The following is an 18,141-nucleotide window of genomic DNA, read 5'->3' as shown; positions in this document are numbered from 1 at the left end:
AACAAGAGAAAGATTCCTTTTTGAGAATCGTCGCGGGAATGTAGGAGAATTTTATTGGTTGGCTTTTCGGGTGCGATCCAAAAGTGTTTCAGAATGCAAATGAGAGACCGAAAAACCTGGATTCTTGCAGGAACGATTTTGTTTTTCTCCCTCCTCTTCATCAATGGAATTTCCAAAGCGGGGAACCGTTCCGATTTCAGAGACTACTACAACGCATCCGTTCGTTTTACCGAAGGAAATAATTTATACAACTTAGAACAGATCGATGAGATTCTCGAAAAGCTTCAAACGGGAGAAATCAAAGTCGAAGAAGCGTTTACCCCTAAGGTTTTTACACAACTCAAAGATATGATGGAAGGTTTGGGTTCTTACATCTATCCTCCTACGTTTGCGTTTTTGCTGATTCCGATTTCTTTTCTTCCTTACCAAGTCGCCTCGGCGGTTTTTCTGAGTTTGAATTTTTTGGCGCTTGTCGGTTTTTTATACATCCTTTCGATCCGGCTTCGGATCCAAGGGAATTTGGTTTTTGTCGTAGTTCTTTGTCTTCTCAATCTTCGTTTTTTGGAAAATCATCAGAACAACAACCAAGTGGGTTTTCTTTTGATGTTTTTGATTTTGGCTTCCGTACATACAAAGAAGGATTGGTTGTCCGGTTTGTTGCTCGGACTTGCGATCGTGATCAAGTTGACTCCGGGAGCCTTTGTTCTTTTCTTTTTGATGCAAAGACGTTATTGGGCCGTTTTTTATACGTTTGTATTTTCAGTTTTCTGGATTCTTCTTCCTTGTATTTATGCTCCGGGTTTTACGATCGAGATGACCTTGACTTGGAAACAGTTGATCTTAGACAATTATCTCAAGTCTCCTCTCTTTCGCGCTTGGAAGAATAATCAGAGTTTGAACGCGACTCTCGCAAAATATTTTCTCAATTACGCGGACGTTCTCAATCAATCCCAACTCGGATATCCGCTTGCGGAACTTCCCGAAAAAGCTGTAAAAGGAATTTATTATATTCTTTCCTTGGGTCTTGTGATTCCTTTCTTTTGGAAAGTTTTTGCAAAACGTAAGGAAGAACTGACTCTTGGTTGTTTGTTCGTCTTTTCGATCATCTTTAGCGGAATTTCTTGGGTGCACGCTTTTGTTTTTCTTTTGTATCCTTCCGCGATTCTTCTCAATCGACTTTGGTCTTTTGTGGAAGTGAAAGTGTTGCCCGTTTGGAAAATCGTTTCCGATTCTTTTCTGAAAAAAAGTTTTGCTTCGGTTAAGATCTTGTTTGCAAATGATAAAGTGAGTTTTTTCTTTCTAATCGGATCGATCGGAATTCTTCTCTCCAATCGATCGGTGATCGGGGGAGGAACGGAAGAAAAGCTGATGATGGCTTCTTATCTTCTTTATTTTGCGATTTTTCAGTATGTCCTTCTTTTGTTGATTCCGGATTCGGAACTACAAACGGAAAAATAAAAAAAAAGAATTCTTACAAAGATGACGATTCGAACGAACGAACTCAAATACAAACCTAGGGTCGGTGTGGACGTACGTCCTCTCGCTTACGGAATCACCGGCAATTCAAGATATCTCGCCGAAGTTTTGAGAAGGTTGATAACGAACGAATCCCCTTTGGAATACTATCTCTATTCCAACAAACCGATTCATACAGTATTTTATGATATTCTTTCAAACCAAAACTCGAGATTTTTTCTAACGGGGAAACTTCCCGGTGTGGCTTGGTTGAATTGGACGATTCCAAGAAGAATCAAAAAAGATCGTCTCGATCTTTTTTGGGGAACCCTTCAGCTTTTGCCCTTCTCTTGCGGAAGCGCTTTAACCGCCGTCAATTATCATGATCTCAACTTTCGTTCGGCTCCTGAAACGATGACGACTGCGAACTATTGGCAACACCGGATTCTTTCTCCCAGAACTTTGAAAAAAGCGGACCTTGTGTTTTGTCTTTCCGAAAACACAAGGAACGATATTCTTAAATTCAGACCGGCGATAGATTCTAAATTAAAAGTGGTTTATCCGGGAGTGGATTCGTTTCCGATTCTTCGAGAGCCTCTTCGTAAACTTCCTGAAAATTTTTTATTTACCATCGGAACCCTGGAACCTCGCAAGAATTTGGGAACTCTTGTTTCCGCATATCGCGGGCTCAAAAAAGAGGATCCTTCGTTTCCGTATCCTCTTGTGATCGCGGGTCGTTTAGGATGGAAGTCCGAAGGTCTGACCGAGTTATTAAAAGAAGGAACCTTGGAATCGGAAGGAATTTATTTCGTAGAAAATCCGGCGGACGAAGTTCTCGCTTGGTTGTATCGAAACTGTGTTTCCTTTTTGTTCCCTTCGATTCATGAAGGTTTTGGTCTTCCTTTGTTGGAAGCCCTTCGGGAAGGCAAACTCTGCGTCGCATCGGATATTCCCGTCTTTCATGAAATTTTAGATCGAAAGGTGGACTTGTTTGCGGAACCTCTCAGCGTAAATTCTTGGGTTCTGGCTTTATCCGAACTCAAAAAGAGAAAGTTGGAAAGACCGGAAGTTTGGAACGCTTCCGAATGGACTTGGGATCAGACCGCAAAAAAAATCGAAGATGGTTTGATCGATCTTTGGAAACACAGAAAGGAATTACATCCTCAAAAAGCATGAAACAAAACGAAAAAAGAATTTATTCCGGCTGGGAATCGTTGAACACAAACGATACTTCCTTCGGAGTTTCCCTCGATTTAAGAATCAATCCGATCCCTCCGATCTTGACGACCCTTCTCGTCGGCGCCATTCTCTACGGTTGTTATCTGTTAGGCGGTTTGTCAGCTTTGTATCTTCAGAAGTTCACGGACTTTCTCTTAATTCCTAAAGTTTTGAATCTTCCGATCCTGCAAAATCCTCTTTTGTATCAAAGTGTAGGATATCTTACATTCGCTTATATCGGCCTCGCCTTCTTTTTGGACTGGGTTCGATTTATCAATCGAACCTGTTTTACCAGGGTATCTCTCAAAGGAGATTTACTTTCCGTGGAAACGAGAAGTTTTTTTGGAAAGGATGTGTTTCAGTGGAATCGTAAACAGAGCGGAGTTCAGATCGTTCACAAAACGGGTGTTTTGCGAAGACTTCTGGGCTTGGAAAGAATTTGGATCGTAACCCCCGATTTGAGATCGGAAAGTGTCGCGTCGCAGTCAGGAATTCTTTCCCCGTATTTTTTTCGCGGTCAAAATCGTAATTTGATTTCTTCTTTATTTCAATATTAGAATTGTAGAATGTATTTTTTCTCGGGAACTAAAAACGCTCTTCAAAATCGAATCTTTTTTTCCTTCCTGATTCTTTTTATCTTTTCCGTGTTTTTGTTTGATCTGAGGTTTCTTTCCCGGCACTACGACTGGGACGCGATCGTCTACGCCTACAATATCAATTCGGATCTTACTTGGAGAATTTTTTACAACCCGCATCACCTCGGTTTCGAAAGCACCGGTTATCTTTATCTCAAGCTCTGGAGAGAATTTTGGGGAAAGGATTCGGTCATGTTCGGACTCCGACTCCGTATTTTGATTTCAGCGCTCGTATTTTTGTTTTGTTTTGTCTGGTTGTATCGAAAGATCTACTCGGACACATTAGGCGCGATTATCTTGGGTCTGGCGATTCACTTCTCACAGGGGTTTTGGTTTTATGCACAACACAACGATACTCCTCTGATCCATTCCTGTCTCACGGCTCTTTTGTATTTGTCCTGCGTATATTTTGCGAGAAAGGGACATTCTCCCGTTTCTCTTTTGGTTTTGTTCGGAATCCAACTCTGGAGCGTCTACTTTCATCAGTCGGATATTTTATTCTTACCGCTTGTTCCGATCTCCATTCTTCTTTCTAAAACTTGGAAAGGAAAAGAATTCGAACTTTCTTGGAAGTTTCGCTTTGCGTTTGTGTATTGTTTTGCTCTTGTAGGAGCTCTTACACTTTCCTATCTCTACGTGGGATTTATCGTCCTCAACAGAAATCTTTCAGCTCCTCTCGACAGCGAGAAGAACTTTGCAAACTGGCTCTTCTTATACGCGACCAAGGACAAGTGGGGAAATTCTCCGGAATCTAAAAACTACGTTCTGAATTTTTATCGCGGGATCGGAGACGCGTTTTTGAACTTTGAAGGGGTGAAGAGCGGACTTAGGGTGCGATTGAATTTATGGGAGAATCGGGAAATTCTTCCTTACAATCTGAATCTTGCGTTTTGGATTTCGATTCTTCTTCTTTTTCTTTTGAATCTTAAGAATGTCTGGAAACGTTTTCGAAACGAGACGATTCTATTGTCCTTCTGGCTCGTTCCTTCGATTTTGTTTTATACTTGGTGGGAAGGTTACTTTTTCGAGTTCTGGGTGGGAACCTCCATCGGTATGATTCTTCTCGCAGGTCTTACCTTGAAGTCTTTGGAATTTCGGTCTTTTCTTTTCGGGAGTCGTGCGGTCTTTCACTCCTTTCTTATCATTTGGGTATTACTTTTATTTCTTGTGAATTTTTCGTATTCAACCTATCCTCGTTCCTCAAAAAAATCGGTGAGTTATATCGAAGGAATCGAATTTAAACTCGAAGCGATTCTTCCTGAAAAAGTTTATCCTCCGGAGTCTGTAAAATCCGGTCTTTTTGAATGGTAAAATCAAAGGTTGGAAACCCTTAAATTGATGTTGTAAGGAAATTCTATTTTGAAAAACTGCTCTTCAGGTCTTTTAAAATACTGAATCAAGACGAACCATGCTCTTTAACTCCCTTCACTTTTTATTTTTTTTCCCAGTAGTTCTCATTCTCAATCATCTGCTCAAGGGTAAGATCCAAAGAATCTTTCTCTTAGGAGCGAGTTTTTATTTTTACATGTCTTGGAGAAAAGAATTCATTCTTCTTTTGCTCTATTCGATCGTTATTGATTATTTCGCTTCCTTAAAAATTTCCGGGTCTCCTCAAGGTTCGAAAGCGAGAAAGGTTTGGCTGGTCCTATCTCTTGTCACAAATCTCGGTTTACTCGCCTACTTTAAATATACGAATTTTCTTTTGGGAGTTGTAAACGACCTGACTCCGATTGCGGGTTTTAAATTTGCTTACTACGATATCATTCTTCCGGTTGGGATTTCATTTTATACGTTTCAATCCATGAGTTATACAATCGACGTCTATCGCGGTCAGATCGAAGCCAAAAAATCGTTTCTCGATTTTGCGTTGTACGTTTCTTTCTTTCCGCAACTCGTTGCGGGACCGATCGTTCGTGCGCAGACTTTCTTTCGGGATTTGGATATGCCACTTCCGGTCAATAAGGAAGACATTCAAATCGCGTTCTGTCAGATTCTGATCGGTTTTACGAGAAAGATCGTATTTGCTGACAATTTAGCCAAGGTCGTCGATTTTACATTTAAGAATCACGCGACCCTCAATCCGATCGAGATCTGGACGGGCGCACTTGCATTCGGTTGGCAGATCTACTTCGACTTCGCGGGTTATACCGACATCGCGATCGGAGTGGCGAGACTCTTCGGTTATAAGTTTGATCCGAACTTCAACTTCCCGATGGTCGCAAGAAATATAACGGATCACTGGTCTCGTTGGCATATCTCCTTTTCCACTTGGATCCGGGATTACATCTTTATCCCGTTAGGCGGTTCTAGAGGTTCCGTATTCTTAACATATCGAAATATTTTTATCACTTGGTTCTTTGCGGGAGTTTGGCACGGCGCGGCGTATCACTACATCGGCTGGGGTTTGTGGCAGGGAATTATGATCCTCGTCAATCGAGAATATGGTAGAACCAAGGTCGCCGCATTCTTAAATGAAAAAGGTGGTCGAATCTACGATATCGCCGCGAGAGTATTTACGATGTTTTGCCTAACGTTCGGATTTATCATGTTTCGTGCTGAGACGATGGAAAAGGCGATCCCGATGATGAAGGCGCTTGTGTTCTGGGTTCCTGGCGGATTCTCTTCCGTAAAAGGTTATACCAATTATACCTACGGACTTTTACTGATTGTTTGTTTTGCGGCTTCTTATCTTTTTGCAAAAAATAATATAGAGAAGATCGTCGAGAGTCGTTGGAAGTTTATCCTATTCTTCCTCGCGAACGTATTCATGCTTTTGATTTTCGGAATCACGGAAAGCCAGAGCTTTCTCTACTTTGCGTTTTAGGAAACCATATCCGCTATGAAAGAATATCTTGCATTTTTGAAAGATTCCAAATTTTGGATTCCGGTTTTGATCCTTACTTTTTTAGAAACGGGAATGCAGTTTGGTTGTTACCGACCATTCCTGAAAAAAAATTCTTATGCCGCTAACGTTTCTAGAATTACGAATCACGTAATCGATAAACAAAAGGAATTCGATCCGGACATTCTCATCGTAGGAACTTCGGTGGCCTATCAAGGATTGTCGCTTCCGATTCTTAACAAAGAATTGGAACCTCTCGGAAAAAAAATTCAATCCGTCGCGATTCCGGGAACGGAGTTGATCGTACAAGATCTCGCCGTGCTAAAAACGCTTCCCCACTTTAAAAAAGTAAAAACCGTTGTGCACGTTTTCGAAATCACAACTCCTTGGGTCGGTCAAAAAATCTTAAACTTGCATACGCTCGCGATGATCTCGGAGTTTGATCGTTTGCAAGTGTATCCAAGAATTTACGATTTCGGTTACGAAGTCAAAGCGGACGACCTTGCTTACATCACATTAAAATCGATCGCGTATCGAAGGGACATTCAGGATTTAATCCTGAGTCCTTCCAAACGAATCAAGGATATCGGAAAACGTTTTAGAAAGGAGAATCTCGATCCGTGGGACTACGAGAATTCTTACAAAGAAAAGATCAGCATGTATCCGATCAAAGACGTACCTGACTGCGTTGCAAAAACGGATCCGGCGAACGGACAACCGATCCCAGAAGGTTCGGATCGATTTCACAAAAAGGCAATCTTTGATACCTGCGTGCTCTCAAGTAATCCTCTAAACAATGCAGTAGAAGACGACGTCACAAGACAATACTTCGATCGATTGAAGATTCTACACGATGAAATTCGAAGAATAGGAAAGGAAAACGGGCAGGAAATCGAAATCATCGGAGTCGTCGCACCTTACAGTCAACTCATCCAAGAATGGAGACTCGAAGAAAGAAATCAAGTCTGGAAACGAGAATTGCAAAGAATCAATCCCGCAAAACCGGTTTCTCTTCTCGATTATCAAACACTTTTGGACGGACCGGATAACGGCGATTATTATTACGACCTAATCCATCTCAATCAGCTGGGAATGGAAAAGTTGAGTCACGCGTTCGCGAAAGATTTAAAAGAGACTCTCGTAAAGGAAAAGAAATGATCTTCACTTCCACACTCTTCCTCCTTTTCTTTTTAGTCGTTTATCTTTGTTATTGGGCTTACAACGGAAGGAAATACAGGGAATGGGTGATCGTAATCGCCTCTCTCGTATTCTACGCGACTTGGAGTGTTCCCTTTCTATTCCATTTATTAGCGATTCTTTATATAAATTATCTCGCGGTTCGAAGTCTTTTTAAAAACAAGAGCCTCGGAGTCTTGCGCGCGATCGTAATTCTTGATCTGATTAACCTCGCGGTTTTTAAATATTTCTACTTCTTTACCGAAAACTTTTATGCTTGGACGCACTGGGGATTTTTAGATCAGAAAAATTTCAGTTTTCAGATCATTCTTCCTCTCGCGATCAGCTTTTATACGTTTCAAATCATCGCATTTGTCGTAGACGTCTATCGCGGAAAAATCGCAGAAGACACCGGATTCTTCCGATTCGTTTTGTTTATTCTATTTTTCCCTCAGTTGGTCGCGGGACCGATCATGAGACATCAGGATTTTTTTCCGATTTTGGATAAGGTAAGAATCAAACCTTCCTTTGTCTATGCGGGGCTTTATCTTTTAGGACTTGGGATCGCGAAAAAAATTCTAGTCGCGGATAACATCGCTTCCTTGGTGGATCCCGTTTTTCGAAATCCGTCCGAGTATGATAACTATTCTCTCTTCTTGGCTGTACAAGGATTTACTTGGCAGGTTTATTGCGACTTTAGCGGTTACACGGACATTGCGAGGGGTTGCGCTTTTTTGATGGGGTTTAACATTCCCGTAAACTTTCGGGCTCCCTTTTTTAGTCAGAACATTCAGGATCTCTGGAGACGTTGGCATATCACACTTGCGACCTGGCTTCGGGATTATATCTACATTCCTCTGGGTGGATCGAGGACTTCCGAGCCGAGAGTGTATCTAAACCTAATCGCCACATTTACGTTAGGCGGCTTTTGGCACGGAGCGAGTTGGACCTATGTGATCTGGGGTTTTTGGCATGGGGTTTGTTTGGTGATAGATCGTCTGATGGATAAATTAGGAATTCCTAAATTACCCGAAAAGGGAATCGTTTGGTTTGTGATCCGAGCCTCGTTTATCTATTCGATCTTTGTGATTGGAGCGATTTTTTTTCGATCTCAAAATCTCGGAGATACTTGGTATATTCTGAACAACGGTTTGATTTGGATCGCCGAGCCCGCCAAACACGTATTAAGAACCGATCTGGTGGCGCCGTTTTTGATCGGAGGTTTTCTTTTGCACACGCTCGAATACTTCGAGAAAACTCCGAGGTTCTATTATCGGTATAAAAAAACGATCGTCGCCGTTTTTCTCATCATCTTGGTTCTTCTCCTTTCCAATTACGCGGGCAAAGGACAGGACTTTATCTACTTTCAGTTTTGAGGAAGAATCATGAGTAAGCAAAAACCCAAAGTCATCCTTCCTTTTTTTCACAGTAAACTATTATGGGTTCCTCTCGTGTTTTTTTCCTTTGCATTTTCCTTGGATCGATTTCTTTCTTCGGATTGGATAAGACCTTATACAGAGGCAGGCGCTGAATATTATTTCTACGAGATGAAAGACCGAGTTCTTGCCGCATTGGTAAAACAAAAAGAATCTGCAAAGCCGGATGAAAAAACTCTGATCTTTTTTGGAACTTCCCACATGGGAGAATTCTCATTGGAGACGATCCGCAAAAAAAGAAAGGATCTGATCGTTTATAATTTTTCGGCTCCTTCCGCGCCGTTCTCGTATCACAACTACAATCTCGAAAAGATTTTATCCGCCGGAATCAAACCCGACTACGCGGTCATAGAATTTTATCCGGATTCGATGACCGATTTCTGCAATCGTTATCCGCTGCGATATTCTTACGATCTTGCGTATTTTTTGCGTTATGCGAACGAGTTTTCTACGAACGACTGGGATACGTTTTTAAGATCGAGAGTTTTTAGAACTACCGTCTTTCCTCCTCGATTTAAGGAGGCGATGCAGAGAATCAAGGATCCGAGTTCTAAAGAAATGATGCTCGCTATCAAAAATCTTTTGATGAACGAATCCGATAAGTTCAACGGAGGAATCCCGAACGTATTGTTGGCGAACACTCCCCCCGAAAAACTCGAGGAAGAAGCCGCGAAATATTACAACGATGTCTATCGTTACGTCAAAATTTCGAACGTACAAAAACGATTTCTTTTTCATTTTTTGGAAACCGCGGAAAAGAACGGAATCAAAGTGATTCTTTGGTCTCCGCTTTTATATTCCGGTTTGGAATCTCGCGTAAAGTCGGCCGAATTTTATCCTTCCTGGGAAAAAATTCGCAAAGAAACATTAGAATTTAAGAATGTGTTTCCTCTGGATATGAACGGATTCCGCGAACAGGTGAAATGTCAGAAATTCATCGATCCTCATCATCTAAGCGGAGGATGTTACCCCGAACCGACTGAAATTCTAATCGATCACTTGGATGAAAGACGTTGAAACAAAACGGACTCTCTTTCAATGAAGCGCAGACAACAGTGGACGAATGGATCCGAAATTTCGGGGTTCGTTATTTTTCCGAACTCACAAATCTCGCGATTCTGATGGAGGAAGTCGGAGAACTCTCGAGACTGATGGCGAGAAAATTCGGGGATCAGTCCTTTAAAAAAGGAGAAGATCCGAACGGAATTTCAAAAGAAATGGGAGATATTCTTTTTGTTTTGATCTGTCTCGCCAATCAGATGGGAATTTCTTTGGAAGACGCGCTCAACGCCACCTTGCAAAAAAATACGGAAAGAGACAAGGATCGGCATAAAGAAAATCCGAAACTTCAATCTTGATCATTCCTTTTTGACGGCTAAGTGTAATTCTTTTAGACCCGCGTTTTTTAGACTGTTCGCGACAAATACGAATCTTCCGTAGTCGGCTTCCTGATCCCCGTAGATCCAAAGAACAACTTCTTTGAATTCTCCTTTCGAAACAATTTGTTTCCAATCTTCTTCCGAAAATTCTTTTCCATCGTATCGAAGGTTTCCGTCCTTCAAGAGAAAAATTTCTTTTTTGGAACCGACTCCGGCTGCCTCTGCGTTCGATTTCGGAAGTCGAACCGGAAGGGTGTGAACTTCCTTTTGAAAACTCATTGCAACCATCGCAAAGATGAGAAGAATAAAGACGACGTCCAACATACTCGTCATGTCGAGCGGAGAATCATCCCCTTCGAGAAGCGTTTTTCTTTTGTACGCTCCGCTTCTCATTCGAAACGCTCTTCCGTTCCGTTTTGAATCGTATGTTTGATTTCGATTTCGGTTTTGTGTAAAAGTGTTTTCAGATATTGAAAACCCAAGATGGAAGGGATTGCGACACAAAGTCCTTGGATGGTGGTGTTGAGGGCGAGACGAATTCCTTCCGAAAAAATTTCAAGGCTTACGGTTCCGGCGTTTTTCATTTCCTCAAACGCGACTGAAATTCCGATGACGGTTCCGAGAAGTCCGAGCATCGTCGCGATTCCCGCGAGGTTTCGAATCCAAGCGGTCATTGCCTCGGGAACAAAAAATTCTCCTGTAAAAAACTCTTCCGAATCTTCCAAAATCGATCGGAGATAAGAATAAGAATGATTTTGATTTCCATTTTGGGCTTCGTCTTGAAGACGAAATAAAATTCTTCTTTTGAGAATCGGAAGATAAGACCAGACTCTTAAAAAAAGCCCGAGATTGATAAAGCTCACAATCAAGATGAGGACGGTGACCCATCCTCCTTTTGCAAACAAAACGTCCACGCGAAAAAACCCCCAAACTTAGGAGCAGATTGTCATTTCGGCTTTGTTTGTCATTCTAATCTTGAAAGGTTTGGAAAGGAGGAAAACTCTTCTTGCCAAGCTGAAAGATTCAAAAATCATTTCATTAGCCCTATGTCAGAATTTAAGATGCCAGAGACCGAAAGGAAAGCAGGTTTTGTCCGTGAGAACTTTAACCGGATCGCGGAAAAATACGATCGGTTCAACGACTGGAACAGTTTTTTACTCCATCGTGTTTGGAAAAATCGTCTGGTAAAAGAAGTCGAGAAGAATCTCGGCTCTCATCTCAAGGTCATGGATCTTTGTTGTGGAACCGGGGATATTTCCGTTCGTTTGGAACATTCTCCTTCGGTCGATCACGTGACTTGTGTGGACTTTTCCGAGAACATGCTCGAGATCGCAAAAACTCGTCTGAGGAAAGAAGGAGAAAGAGGCCGCGTCGATTTTCAAGTAGGAGACGCGACTCAATTGAAGAATTTTAAAAATTCTCAGTTCGACGCGGTTTCCATCGGCTTTGGTCTTCGTAATGTGGACAACCTTACAAAAGCCGTTCAAGAGATTCATCGAATTCTCAAACCCGGAGGTCTATTTCTGAATCTGGATGTCGGAAAGGTAAAAAACCCTCTCATCCGCTGGGCTGCGGATTTTTATTTTTTTAGAATCGTTCCGATTCTCGGTTATATTCTCTGGGGTGGTAAGAATGAAATGTTCGATTATCTTCCAGTCTCTTCTCTCTCTTACCCGAGCCAGGAAAAACTCAAATCGATCCTGGAAGAGAATGGATTTCGTGACGTAAGATTTCAAAACTTCGTTTTTGGAAACGCCGTTTTACACGTAGGCAAGAAGGCTTCTTAAGAATAGAAAAATCTATTTTCGTTTTGAATCCTTTTTCCAGAAGGAATGTTTCTCATTTCAATCGAAAGTTTTTACGAGTTGATGCCGAATTCTAAAACACGGCGCTTGTAAAATATTCAAAATTTCTAAACTACTAATTACACGCCTTTCTTTTCGGAGAATTCTCGATTCTCTTTAGGAAATGAGACAGTTTTTTCGTTCAATGTGTCTTTTTTCGTCAGACCGTTTTATTTTAAAGAACAGTAAAAGACGGCTAAAAGTTCTTTCCAATCTAAGAATTTTATAAAATATCTATTCCCTGTAGTATTTTCTATCTAGGGCTTCGTCCTATGATTTAATTAAATAAAAACGGGATGTTAGAGATCATGAAAAAACTAATTCTTCTGCTACTTGTTTCGAGCATGTTAGTGGACTGCAGTCATAAGAAGAAAGGCGCGCTCTGGCCTTTGTTGTTTCTATTAAACTCCAATACGCCGGCTGCGAATGCTGCATCCGGAGCAAGTGCGGAGATTGCCACCGCTTCGAACGGAGGTTCGGTCGTGATTGTTTCCGCCTCGGACGGCAACGCAGTCGTTCCGACGGCTTCTTCCGGCAATACCACTACCTCTTCGAATTCGGTCTCATCGACGAACACGGAAAGTTCCGAGTCTGACTCTGCTTCCGCTTCCAACGGAAATTCTTCCTCCGGTGGTTCTTCGAGCTCTCCCGATCCTTCCAATGTAGGAAGTACCACTCCTACAACGGGGACTGATTCTAACCCGGGGAACAATCCATCTCCGATCACGGGCGTCATTACCGTGGACGATCAAGTAGGAACTCCCGTTTTCAATTACAATACGGTTCAAACGATTCCTCTCAATCTGCTTGTCATTGATAAACAATCGCATCCGATTTCCGGAGCGACCGTAATCGTTTCCGATAATAACGGAAACATTTTGTTTCAAGGAATCTCCGACAGCGCCGGAAAGGTTTCAGGAACGATCACGGTGGAAACTTCCGTAGGCCAAATCACTCTGGAAATTACGGCAGGCGGTGAATCGATTTCCAATCTCATCAATCTTATCAACGTCATCGGGATCAATCGCGAAATCAAGTATGAGATTTTGTTGCCTGTCGTCGCAGCTCCTACGGATACGGACGCAGACGGGATTCCCGATACTCTCGATTCTTACCCGCAAGATCCGACTCGCGCTTCTCTCATTCGGATTCCTTCCGAAGGTGTGAGCACGGTTGCTTATGAAGACCTTTATCCGAGCGCAGGGGACGCGGACTTAAACGACTACGTTCTTCACATTCACAACGAGGAAGACCTCAACGCGGCCGGGGATGTAATTCGTTTGAGAGGAACCTATCAACACGTCGCCAGAGGTGCCGGTTACAGACATACCTTTCATCTCAAACTTCCTGTCTCGGTAGGAGCTTCCTTTTCAAGAAAAGTGATTCGTGAAGACGGGAAAGAAGTAACCTCACTCAATACGGTTAAAGTTAGCGCTTCGGATCTGAATCAGGGAATTCAAATCCATGAAGAATCGAACAAGACCGTTTCCAATCCGAACGTAAATCCAGGTGGTGTTTTCAAACCGGGTCATATTGCGACGATCGAAGTTGTCTTTGATTCTCCCGTTAAAAAAAGCGCCCTTGGAAATTATCCTTACGATATTTTTATCAAGGTAATCAATACCGGAAAGGAAATCCACTTTTCAGGGCTTTATAAGAATTCAAACGGATCGGATCAGTTTCTCGATTCCAATCGTTTTCCTTGGGCGATTTTGGTTCCCGGCACTTGGAAATATCCGTACGAAGGCTTGGATATCCGCAATGATTCTCAGAGCGGATATAAGGAATTCAATCTCTGGGTCGCTTCGAACGGAACTTCCTACAAGGATTGGTATAAACATATCACGAACCAAGCCAAGGTATTTCCGGTTCCCGAGGACGATTCCGGGTTACTTGGATTCCTTCTTTTGGGGGTAAAGGAGAATGGACTTCTTGTCGCAATTTTTCTGATGGCGGCCGGCGCTATTTCCGCCTTTCTTTTGAAAAGAAGAACTCTTTCTAGAGCGTAAACATCAACTACAGAGAGGGCATATTCCGATAATCAAAGGGAATATGTTCCTCTTCTTAGGATTCGAAGAACTCCCCCTCACCCTTCTCAAATTCGGAACCGCAATTTTTGCGACCGGGTTTTACTGGTTTTTTTACCGAAATACCTATTATCACCCCGAACGAATCAGCTTTGATCTTTCAGCCATTTTCTCCGGAGTTTTTACCGTAGGGCTCGCTATTTTTCCCGAGGTCCTAGCTCAAGAACATTTGAATGAAACCTCTTATTTTGAAAGGGCCTTTCTCGGAAGTTCCCTTTTGGAAGAGATTCCAAAACTTGTAGTAATCCTCTGGTATTTTAAGGGATTGAAAAAGGTCTACAATACTTCCGACGGAATCTATTTCGGAATCACATTAGGCGTAACATTCGGTCTTCTGGAGAACCTACTCTATTCTCCCATCCTGGATTTTTGGCCCTTGTTTCTCCGCGCGGTGACTTCGCTTCCGATTCATACGTTTACGGGCGGAATCTACGGCTATGCCGTTTTGGAATACTATCAATCCCGGCCGTCTTCCTTTAATTTTTTAGGACTTTTCTATAGCCTTGTCGGTTGTTTCCTTTTGCACGGAACCTTCAATTACGTTTTGCTGATAGACGGAGACTCGATTCTTCTTTTACCTTTGATTCTCGCGTCCGGATTTTTTATCTTGGAATATTTATTAACGATTTCACAGAACATTCTTCCTATAGAAGTTTTACAATCGATTGGTCTTTTTAAGGACGATTACAAAGTGGTTTCCAAATTCACCAGATACGATTCCTGGTTGCGAGCGAGCCAGAGTTTGGAACAGAAAAAAATTCAGATTCCTTTTTTTAGAAATCTTTCCAAGGTAAAAATTGCGGTTTCTTCGGTTCTTTTTTCGATACCGGCGATATTATATTCTATTTATTTAATGTTCCCTGAAAGAATTCCCGTCCTTTTGGGTGGGATTCGGATTTCAGAATTTATCGGGCTTTTTCTGGTTTATCCGATTTGGCTTTGTATTTTGATCTTATCCAGAGGAATTCTCAATCCGCGTTTTTTTCGGGAAAGAATTTTGAGGATTCCTTTGTTTATTGCGGTTTCGATCGTGCAGGAGGAAAGAGAATATCATTCTTTGGCTTATTCCCTTTCCAAAAAGGGATTTTATTCCCCCGTGGATAAATCTTTGCGGATCGGAGATCGTGTTTATGTGACTTTTTACATCGCTGGAAAAGAATTTCAGAATATCTTAGCGATTCCCGTCTGGCTAAACGTGAGAGAAGACGATCCCGAGTTCGAATCGGGGGCCGTATTTATCTTTGTAAGTCCGCCTTGGAAACTTCTCCTCTGGAGATTGTTTGTAAGAGCCAAACAACAACTTCACAATCTAAAAGATCAAATCGGACACCAAAGACGTGGATCAACGCACCCGATTTAGCCCGTCAAAATCTTCCGCAAAAATTCCGAAGGTTTCTATTTGAGATTCAAAAACGGATCCTGAAAGAATTTCCGCTTTCAAATACTTGGCTCGTTCGGGAACATTGAGACCCACCGCGCTCGGGTTGAGATTTAAGGGTAATGTTTTGGATTGGATCTCGATCCAATCCGGTCCCAAGAAAGACCAACGAACATAAGCCTTATCTTCTTTTGAAATTTGTTGAGAGACGGGAACAAACGCACGCAAATTGATCGGAGCCTTTCCCGCCAAAACCCAAGTCGCTCCGGAAGAAAATTCATGAAATCGAATTCCGTTCTGATTTTGATTTTGTTTTTTCGCCATCAACTGATACGTCTTTAATTCCGCATAACGGAACTCGGGACCTCTCAAATTCGGAGCGATCTGAATCAAGGAATAGAATAAAAAGATAGAACCCAATATCAGAGCGAATAAATTGAATCCTCCTCCAAATCCTCGATGCAATTGTCGGCTCAAAGGCGCAGAAGAAGTAATCAACCAAAGACAGACGAAGGAGGCGGCGCCGGAACTTCCGGTCCAAGGCATAAAGAAGAATACGATCGGCAGAAGAAGAATCAGGACTTTCCAGTGATCTCGATAGGCGATTTCCAGGCCGATCCAAATCAAAAAGACGAGTGAGAAAAGGATTCCCCCGTCGTGAAACAAAAAGACAAAAGAGGAAAGAGAGAATTCCCGGATCCCTCCCGGAGGAACTACACTCACCGATCTGGAATCGATCCAGTTGAGAGCAAAACTTCCGATTCCGTTTCCAAACCAGAGAGAAGGTTTCACCCAGTTCCACGCGGCTCTTGTTTGGATCCAACCTTCACCCCAAAAAAGATCTAAAAAACGGCCGAGATTGCCGGCGGCTCCGCGATAACCTTTGCTCCAAGCCAGATGAAATTCTTGCCAAGGTTCGTAAGACCAAGGGAAGGAACCGATCCAGACGAGAAAAACGATCCATCCGATCCAAAGAACGACGCAGGCAGGAATGTAGGACCATCTCCACCATTTGTTGCGGATCTTTGGAAAATAGTTTATCGAGTATGCGTAGAGTAAGGAACTAAAAAGTAAGACCCACGCACCGGCGCTAAAATGTTTTCCTAAGAGGACAAAAGGAAGAACGAGACCCAGACTGAGAACGACGGTTGTGGGAGTTCTCCAACTTCTGGAATGGATATAGTAAAAGAAGTAAGAAATCAAAAGTGGAAAAAACCAGTCGAGAGAACCGGCGTCGCCTAAAAGTCCCGAAAAAAGATAAGAATCTTCGATCATCGGAGTAAAAGGAATCGCCGAGCGTCGTGTCAGCCCTTGAATTAAGAACATTAGAATATTCAAAAATACTCCGGCGAAAAGGCCCTGTCTCCAATACTTAACGGGAGAATCGCTTTCGTGGGAGGAGGATTCTTCCGCTAAAAAATAGAGAATTGCGAGCATCCAGGATCCGAAAAAATCGAGACTCAATCCGAACGCGTATCTGGAACTTATACCCGGAAGGAATACCGTATCTAAGATTCCAAAACCCTTAAAAGGTGGAGCGTTGAAATAGACAAAAAAACGTTCCAAAAGAAGGATCGCAATCAACGCGAGAATTCCGGTTTTCGGATTTTGATAAAACGGAAGAGAGGATTTATAGGGACGATTGATATAAAAAAAACGGAATATTGGGTCCTCTTCGTTTACGGTCTGAGAATGAAATGTGGAAATATACTGTCTCAAAAAGATTCCTAAAACCGCACCCGCGAACAGACCGCTGAGGGAACCAAAAACAACGTGTTTCTCGTAGAGAAGTCCCGGTAGAATCAGAGCCCCCGCCATTGTGAACATTCTTCCGGGTTTGCGGTGATAGAGATTGGGAATGAGTCCGAACAAAAATTGGATCAGACCGATCGCGACGATCCCGGATCCTTCCGTTTCTCGAACAAAAAGAAAACTTCGAAAAAGAATGTAAGAGAGAATGGAACAAAGGATGAGTCCGAAAAAGGTTGGAGTCCGTAGAGGCTTGAGTTTGTTGAGTAATCCGGGCACGAATAAAGAGGATTTTGTAAAAAGAATCAGATTTCAATCTAAAAAACGTTTTTGAAAAAGCTTTCCGATTCTTAGAAAGAAATTGATAAGCGAAGAATTCCTAAAGCGCCTGTCCGGCACTTCCAAGGGTGAATTCTTTCTTTTATAAAAAGATAAGGTTTAGGAAAGAAGGTGTATAAAAAAGGAAGGAAAGAAGAACGAATCAGTCGTCCATCGAATCCATGTCGGTAGGAATTTTATAGGCGCCAGTGAGGCTTCCCGCGTTGCTTTTCCGCATAAAGCCGCCCTTTCCTCTGGAAAGAGTTTCTGCAAATTCAACGGTATAACGAGTCCAAGGAATTGCTTTGAGGCGCGCGATTGGAATTTTTTTTCCGGTTCCTTCGCAGACCCCGTAGGTTCCGTCTTCGATCTTGTCCAAAGCGACATCGATTTCACGGATTGTTTCGATTTCGGCCTCGGAAAGAACCGAACTCAGAGTTTCTTCGTTGATCTCGGAAGCGATATCGGCGATATCCCCCATTTCTTTGAGACCGGAAGGTTTACTGTTATCTTCCCAGTGGGCGTACTTTTCCAAGAGAGTATTTTTTTTCTCTAGGAGAAGCTCTTTGATTTCCTGAAGAGCTTTTTTGTCGTACGCGGGTGCTGGTTTTTTTGCAGTCATAC

16 protein-coding genes are annotated in these 18,141 nt (G+C 42.4%); 12 read left to right on the top strand and 4 right to left on the bottom strand.

Going from position 1 to position 18,141, the window contains the following annotated elements:
- Positions 1–93: 93 nt before the first annotated feature.
- The 9 genes from JWG45_RS03240 (at position 94) to JWG45_RS03200 (ending at position 10,120) form a co-directional block, all read left to right on the top strand.
- Positions 94–1,458, top strand: a complete 1,365-nt coding sequence (locus JWG45_RS03240) for a glycosyltransferase family 87 protein (protein ID WP_205278346.1) — start codon at positions 94–96, stop codon at positions 1,456–1,458.
- A 21-nt stretch (positions 1,459–1,479) separates the two neighbouring features.
- On the top strand, positions 1,480–2,631 hold the full coding sequence (locus tag JWG45_RS03235; RefSeq protein ID WP_205278345.1) for a glycosyltransferase family 4 protein: 1,152 nt from the start codon (positions 1,480–1,482) through the stop codon (positions 2,629–2,631).
- A complete protein-coding gene (locus JWG45_RS03230; protein ID WP_205278344.1) occupies positions 2,628–3,230 on the top strand; it encodes an LIC20162 family protein in 603 nt (200 codons plus the stop codon). Before JWG45_RS03235 ends, JWG45_RS03230 begins: the two co-directional genes overlap by 4 nt.
- Positions 3,231–3,239: 9 nt before the next feature.
- On the top strand, positions 3,240–4,619 hold the full coding sequence (locus JWG45_RS03225; RefSeq protein ID WP_205278343.1) for a hypothetical protein: 1,380 nt from the start codon (positions 3,240–3,242) through the stop codon (positions 4,617–4,619).
- A gap of 97 nt (positions 4,620–4,716) precedes the next feature.
- Positions 4,717–6,132, top strand: coding sequence for an MBOAT family O-acyltransferase (locus JWG45_RS03220; RefSeq protein ID WP_205278342.1), 1,416 nt, complete (start codon positions 4,717–4,719; stop codon positions 6,130–6,132).
- Between the two features lie 15 nt (positions 6,133–6,147).
- Entirely contained in the window at positions 6,148–7,308 is a 1,161-nt protein-coding gene (locus JWG45_RS03215; RefSeq protein WP_205278341.1) for an SGNH/GDSL hydrolase family protein, read from the top strand.
- Positions 7,305–8,702 carry an MBOAT family O-acyltransferase gene (locus tag JWG45_RS03210; RefSeq protein WP_205278340.1) on the top strand — a complete coding sequence of 466 codons (1,398 nt, stop codon included), beginning with the start codon at positions 7,305–7,307 and terminating at the stop codon, positions 8,700–8,702. The genes JWG45_RS03215 and JWG45_RS03210 overlap by 4 nt, the downstream gene beginning before the upstream one ends.
- A 9-nt stretch (positions 8,703–8,711) precedes the next feature.
- Positions 8,712–9,779, top strand: coding sequence for a DUF1574 domain-containing protein (locus JWG45_RS03205; protein WP_205278339.1), 1,068 nt, complete (start codon positions 8,712–8,714; stop codon positions 9,777–9,779).
- Entirely contained in the window at positions 9,776–10,120 is a 345-nt protein-coding gene (locus tag JWG45_RS03200) for a nucleotide pyrophosphohydrolase (protein WP_205278338.1), read from the top strand. Before JWG45_RS03205 ends, JWG45_RS03200 begins: the two co-directional genes overlap by 4 nt.
- On the opposite strand, the gene JWG45_RS03195 is transcribed toward JWG45_RS03200, so the two are convergent.
- Together JWG45_RS03195 and JWG45_RS03190 are read right to left on the bottom strand one after the other, a co-directional pair.
- Positions 10,121–10,534 (bottom strand): ExbD/TolR family protein, encoded by a 414-nt coding sequence (locus JWG45_RS03195; protein ID WP_205278337.1) that lies wholly within the window; start codon positions 10,532–10,534, stop codon positions 10,121–10,123.
- On the bottom strand, positions 10,531–11,055 hold the full coding sequence (locus JWG45_RS03190; RefSeq protein WP_205278336.1) for a MotA/TolQ/ExbB proton channel family protein: 525 nt from the start codon (positions 11,053–11,055) through the stop codon (positions 10,531–10,533). Before JWG45_RS03190 ends, JWG45_RS03195 begins: the two co-directional genes overlap by 4 nt.
- Before the next feature lie 132 nt (positions 11,056–11,187).
- On the opposite strand from JWG45_RS03190, the gene JWG45_RS03185 reads away from it, so the two are divergent.
- The 3 genes from JWG45_RS03185 (at position 11,188) to JWG45_RS03175 (ending at position 15,432) form a co-directional block, all read left to right on the top strand.
- Positions 11,188–11,928 carry a ubiquinone/menaquinone biosynthesis methyltransferase gene (locus JWG45_RS03185; protein ID WP_205278335.1) on the top strand — a complete coding sequence of 247 codons (741 nt, stop codon included), beginning with the start codon at positions 11,188–11,190 and terminating at the stop codon, positions 11,926–11,928.
- A gap of 365 nt (positions 11,929–12,293) precedes the next feature.
- Positions 12,294–13,994 (top strand): LruC domain-containing protein, encoded by a 1,701-nt coding sequence (locus tag JWG45_RS03180; protein WP_205278334.1) that lies wholly within the window; start codon positions 12,294–12,296, stop codon positions 13,992–13,994.
- 43 nt (positions 13,995–14,037) lie between these two features.
- A complete protein-coding gene (locus JWG45_RS03175) occupies positions 14,038–15,432 on the top strand; it encodes a PrsW family glutamic-type intramembrane protease (RefSeq protein WP_205278333.1) in 1,395 nt (464 codons plus the stop codon).
- On the opposite strand, the gene JWG45_RS03170 is transcribed toward JWG45_RS03175, so the two are convergent.
- The gene (locus JWG45_RS03170) at positions 15,415–17,478 is read right to left on the bottom strand and encodes a hypothetical protein (protein ID WP_205278332.1); all 2,064 of its coding nucleotides are present in this window, start codon (positions 17,476–17,478) and stop codon (positions 15,415–15,417) included. The two genes, JWG45_RS03175 and JWG45_RS03170, sit on opposite strands and share 18 nt — an antisense overlap.
- Positions 17,479–17,680: 202 nt before the next feature.
- Entirely contained in the window at positions 17,681–18,139 is a 459-nt protein-coding gene (locus tag JWG45_RS03165) for a TraR/DksA family transcriptional regulator (protein ID WP_205278331.1), read from the bottom strand.
- Between the last annotated feature and the right edge of the window lie 2 nt (positions 18,140–18,141).

This window comes from Leptospira ainlahdjerensis, assembly GCF_016919175.1.
In the GTDB taxonomy this organism is placed as follows: domain Bacteria; phylum Spirochaetota; class Leptospiria; order Leptospirales; family Leptospiraceae; genus Leptospira; species Leptospira ainlahdjerensis.
This window is presented reverse-complemented; position numbering and strand designations above follow the sequence as displayed.

What these genes read in the sequence shown, in the direction of transcription:
- JWG45_RS03165 (WP_205278331.1), bottom strand. Translation starts at nt 18,139, where the DNA reads ATGACTGCAAAAAAACCAGCACCCGCGTACGACAAAAAAGCTCTTCAG.
- JWG45_RS03215 (WP_205278341.1), top strand. Translation starts at nt 6,148, where the DNA reads ATGAAAGAATATCTTGCATTTTTGAAAGATTCCAAATTTTGGATTCCG.
- JWG45_RS03175 (WP_205278333.1), top strand. Translation starts at nt 14,038, where the DNA reads ATGTTCCTCTTCTTAGGATTCGAAGAACTCCCCCTCACCCTTCTCAAA.
- JWG45_RS03195 (WP_205278337.1), bottom strand. Translation starts at nt 10,534, where the DNA reads ATGAGAAGCGGAGCGTACAAAAGAAAAACGCTTCTCGAAGGGGATGAT.
- JWG45_RS03185 (WP_205278335.1), top strand. Translation starts at nt 11,188, where the DNA reads ATGTCAGAATTTAAGATGCCAGAGACCGAAAGGAAAGCAGGTTTTGTC.
- JWG45_RS03230 (WP_205278344.1), top strand. Translation starts at nt 2,628, where the DNA reads ATGAAACAAAACGAAAAAAGAATTTATTCCGGCTGGGAATCGTTGAAC.
- JWG45_RS03240 (WP_205278346.1), top strand. Translation starts at nt 94, where the DNA reads ATGCAAATGAGAGACCGAAAAACCTGGATTCTTGCAGGAACGATTTTG.
- JWG45_RS03235 (WP_205278345.1), top strand. Translation starts at nt 1,480, where the DNA reads ATGACGATTCGAACGAACGAACTCAAATACAAACCTAGGGTCGGTGTG.
- JWG45_RS03205 (WP_205278339.1), top strand. Translation starts at nt 8,712, where the DNA reads ATGAGTAAGCAAAAACCCAAAGTCATCCTTCCTTTTTTTCACAGTAAA.
- JWG45_RS03210 (WP_205278340.1), top strand. Translation starts at nt 7,305, where the DNA reads ATGATCTTCACTTCCACACTCTTCCTCCTTTTCTTTTTAGTCGTTTAT.
- JWG45_RS03180 (WP_205278334.1), top strand. Translation starts at nt 12,294, where the DNA reads ATGAAAAAACTAATTCTTCTGCTACTTGTTTCGAGCATGTTAGTGGAC.
- JWG45_RS03220 (WP_205278342.1), top strand. Translation starts at nt 4,717, where the DNA reads ATGCTCTTTAACTCCCTTCACTTTTTATTTTTTTTCCCAGTAGTTCTC.
- JWG45_RS03225 (WP_205278343.1), top strand. Translation starts at nt 3,240, where the DNA reads ATGTATTTTTTCTCGGGAACTAAAAACGCTCTTCAAAATCGAATCTTT.